The 3,996-nt window shown below is 55.6% G+C and carries 5 protein-coding genes; all 5 read left to right on the top strand.

Translation table 11 applies throughout. The annotated features are described in order from the left end of the window. Window positions 1-125 precede the first annotated feature (125 nt). The 5 genes from ACFFAR_RS26840 to ACFFAR_RS26820 all read left to right on the top strand — a co-directional run bounded on the left by ACFFAR_RS26840 (window position 126) and on the right by ACFFAR_RS26820 (window position 3,991). The gene (locus tag ACFFAR_RS26840; protein WP_375508786.1) at window positions 126-338 is read left to right on the top strand and encodes a hypothetical protein; all 213 of its coding nucleotides are present in this window, start codon (window positions 126-128) and stop codon (window positions 336-338) included. After that, entirely contained in the window at window positions 339-620 is a 282-nt protein-coding gene (locus ACFFAR_RS26835; protein ID WP_375508787.1) for a hypothetical protein, read from the top strand. Between the two features lie 304 nt (window positions 621-924). Further along, window positions 925-1,587 (top strand): amidohydrolase family protein, encoded by a 663-nt coding sequence (locus ACFFAR_RS26830; protein ID WP_375508785.1) that lies wholly within the window; start codon window positions 925-927, stop codon window positions 1,585-1,587. A 510-nt stretch (window positions 1,588-2,097) separates the two neighbouring features. Then, a complete protein-coding gene (locus ACFFAR_RS26825; RefSeq protein ID WP_174365464.1) occupies window positions 2,098-2,943 on the top strand; it encodes a fumarylacetoacetate hydrolase family protein in 846 nt (281 codons plus the stop codon). A gap of 64 nt (window positions 2,944-3,007) precedes the next feature. Further along, window positions 3,008-3,991 (top strand): VOC family protein, encoded by a 984-nt coding sequence (locus ACFFAR_RS26820; protein WP_375508784.1) that lies wholly within the window; start codon window positions 3,008-3,010, stop codon window positions 3,989-3,991. The last annotated feature ends 5 nt before the right edge of the window (window positions 3,992-3,996 follow it).

The following is a 3,996-nucleotide window of genomic DNA, read 5'->3' as shown; positions in this document are numbered from 1 at the left end:
TGCTTGATATTTCAAGGATTAGAATCATTGGTGGGCCTGGAGGATAGACGTCCAGGATGTTGATGCAGACTCTGCCGGCACCTTTCCATGTCAGGCGAGCACTTGGCTCTGCAAAGGAGGCGGTAATGAGAGATGGTGGCCTGTTCAGGAACCCATGGTGGATCGTCGTCGGATCGTTTTTCGGGTTGATGGTAGCCAATATCACGATTTACCAGTTCGCTTTCTCGGTGCTAAACAAGCCGATTTCTGTTGAATTCGGGTGGAACCGCACTATGGCGTCGTCTGCCGTCCTCAGCGCGTCGTTCTTCTCTGCCATTGCGACGCCGGTGGTTGGCTAACTGATCGACAGGAACGGCGTGAAGCGTGTGACGTTGGTGTTCATCGCATTGTTCGGCATGTACATCATGGCGATGTCCTTGACACCGAACTCTTATGTGCGGTACTTGCTGCTGTTTTCGGTGCTTGGGGCGTTCAGCGCGGGGCAGGCGCCACTGCCGTATGCAAAAGCGATATCTGCTGCCTTCGACGCGAAACGCGGCCTCGCGTTAGGCATTGCCATGACAGGAGTTGGAGTCGGCACGGCCCTGATGCCAGGCTTGCGCAGCACTTCAACGATTTAAGCGGCTGGCGTGACGCCTTTGTGTGGATGGGCGCAACTGTTCTCGTCATTGCGATGCCGGCGGCAGCGCTATTTCTTCCGGACACCGCCCCGTCGCGCCACGGCGCTGAGATCGCAGATCTACCGGGGCTGACGGCATCTCAGGCTATTAAATAAAAGCCAAACCTTTTGGCTGCTCGCCGGCGTAGTGGTAGGCATTCCACTGGTGGCGAATGGCGTGGTGGCGCCACCTCGTGCCGTTGCTCACCGACAGAGGGATTCAGCCTAGTCGGGCCGTCAACGTCTTTCCCATATTTCGAGAGATCATGGGTGACGTAACGATTGGCGCACCGTCGCCCAATCATGCGGTACCCCAGTGGCGCGTGGAAGACTCACCTTCGGTGATGGACCGCCAAGGCATCACGAGCGCCGTGGTGTGGGCCTTGCCGGCATGGATGAAGGATATGGACAAGACGCGACGTCTGGCCCGGGCGTGCAACGACTATGCGGCGCAAATGGTCACCGACCATCCATCGCGCTTTGGCACATTTTCTTGCCTGCCGGTGCCTGACGCAGCGGCCTCGGTGCGTGAGATCCATTATGCGGTCGATGTTCTGAAGTTGGATGGCACTGGTTTGATGACGAATTACGGCGATCAATACTTGGGCGATCCCGGTTTTTCCCCGGTCTTTGACGAGCTTAATCGCCCCCAAGGCGGTTGTCTTCGTGCATCCCACTTCGTGTGGTTGCAAAGCGATTACTTCCCGGTTCGCCCGCTGCACTCATTGAGTTTCCGCACGACACTACATGGGCAATCAATAGCCTGCTGTTTTCAGGCACGTTCAGCCGTTGCTCGGATGTTCGATTTATCTTTCACACGCCGAAGGAACGGTTCGTATCGCTGCGCGCATGGCCATCCTGCCTTCAGTAGACCAGACCTGTCGAAGCGAGTTTCAGAAGGCGTAATGCCCGCGTTGCGACGGCTTTAATACGACACAGCGTTGTCAGCTAACCCGATTACGATGGCTGCGCCGCTTAAGCTAGTTACACCGGACAAAATTCTGCTCGGTACGGACTACCCATTTGTGCCCGAGAGAGGGATGCACGAGACGCTCGTAGGAATGGGTCGATGCGGATCCTTGAGCCAGCCGAAATAACGCGTTGTTCCGATGCGCAAAGTAAACTTGACAAATCAATCATAAAATCGACATCATGACTTACCAAAGATCAAGGGATAAGCCAAGTGAACGACGTACCGCATCTACCCATGGTGGCATTAGAAAGCTTTGGAGATAGCCGAAATATTATCGCTCGCACGATTGATAATCCGTTGTGCGATGGCACGAATCGTACCGCTTCTCGCGTTAGCTGGCCTTTCCAGACATCGAAGGCTTACGACTGGATGGACCACTACACGCCTTTTAGGTCGATCGACGACCTGGCGTTTTGAAGACAAATATTGAAAGAGCATTTACGAGACTTGTTACACAGGAGACGAAATGCGGTTTGTTCAATTCGAAGAAGACAGCCGGGCCATGCTAGGCATCCTCGAAAACGGCAAGGTTCAGGTCCTGGGTCCGGCAACGCTGGATGATCTATTGAGTGCCGGCGTCGACCTGGTCGCCTACGCGCGCGATACGGCCATAACAGGAGAACGTTCAGTTGACAATCTCGCTTTCTTGCCGCCTCTTCTTCGCTCAGGAAAATTGATCTGCGTTGGATTGAACTACCGTGACCACACGCAAGAAAGCAAATATGAACAGCCGGACTATCCGACGCTGTTTTTGCGAATGAATACCAGTCTCGTTGCGCACAATGACGCGATTGTCCGTCCCCATGTGTCGGACGCTCTCGATTTCGAAGGCGAGCTCGCCGTCATTCTGAAGAGCGGCGGCCGATACATCGCGAAAAAAGACGCATTGACGCATGTTGCAGGCTACTCCCTGTTTAACGATGGATCCGTGCGTGACTACCAGTTCAAGACGCCCCAATGGACCGTCGGGAAAAATTTTGACGGTACAGGTGCTTTTGGTCCCGAGTTTGTTACGCCGGACGAGTTGCCGTCCGGAGCGCGCGGTCTAATGCTTGAGACGCGATTGAACGGCACCGTCGTCCAGTCGGCATCGACCGATGCAATGGTCTTCGATATCGAAACGCTCATTTCTATGATCAGCGAAGCAATCACGCTGGAGGCGGGCGACGTCATTGTGACCGGCACGCCGTCGGGCATAGGATGGGCGCGCGAACCCAAGCTGCTGATGAAACCGGGCGATGTCTGCGAGGTATCGGTGGAAGGCTTTATGACATTGCGCAATCCGATCGCCCAGGAGTTGGCACGTAATTGAAGCGTAGGCGATTTAGCCGCGTTGCACGCCGGTCGGCAGCGCGGAGAAAAGTGCGGAGACAAGTATGAATGAAGAGACTGCTCGGGATTCGGCAGCAATACACTCGCTCGATCATTTTGCGCTGAAAGTACCATCTGTTGATGACGCCCGTCATTTTTACAGCGCGTTCGGACTCGGCGTGCGCAGCATAGTCGGCGATGGTCCGGCCGGTAGTGCAACTGAACTCGAGTTGATCGCGTCCGACGGGCACCGGTGGGGACGTATTCTTAAAGGGCCAAAAAAGGCGCTCGCTTATCTGGCCTTCACTTGCTTCGAAGGCGATCTTGCGATGCTGGAACGCCAAGTGCGGGATGCCGGCGGTCGTATTTGCGAGCACGATTCTCGCGAAACGGCGCAGCGCTTGCTGACGGGATTCTGGTTTGTGGATCCAGACGGCAACGTTATCCACGTAGGGGTCGGTCCCAAGACGTCTCCGATAGAAAAGCGAGCGATGGGCCGGCCCGAGGTAGTTGCAAATCGACGCGGGTCTCATCCACGCTCCGAGTCGCGCATCGTGCGTCCGCGGCGCCTGAGTCACATCTTGCTGTTCACTCCCGATACCCTTCGCGCGATTGATTTTTACGAACGTGCGCTAGGCCTGCGCCTCTCGGACCGGTCCGGCGATATCATTGCTTTCATGCACGGCGCTCACGGAAGCGACCATCATCTCGTTGCATTCGCCAAAAGTATTGCGAAGGGTTTTCATCACGTAGCATGGGATGTCGACGGGATCGACGAGGTCGGCGCCGGCTCCGCACAAATGACTGAAGCTGGGTACACGAAGGGGTGGGGCACGGGGCGCCATGTCCTTGGCTCCAACTACTTTCACTACGTTATGGATCCGTGGGGCTCGTTTTCAGAATATTCCGCAGATATCGACTTTGTTAGTGCGGGGCATACGTGGCCGGCGGGAGACTTCCCGCCGGAGGATTCGCTTTATTTGTGGGGGCCGGAAGTGCCGCCATATTTTATACACAACACGGAAGCTGATAACTTACCGCAACCATGATTTGA

This window comes from uncultured Caballeronia sp., from assembly GCF_964243625.1.
Classification (GTDB): Bacteria; Pseudomonadota; Gammaproteobacteria; order Burkholderiales; family Burkholderiaceae; genus Caballeronia.
The sequence above is the reverse complement of the archived record's forward strand: the minus strand, read 5'-3'. Positions and strand labels throughout refer to the sequence as shown.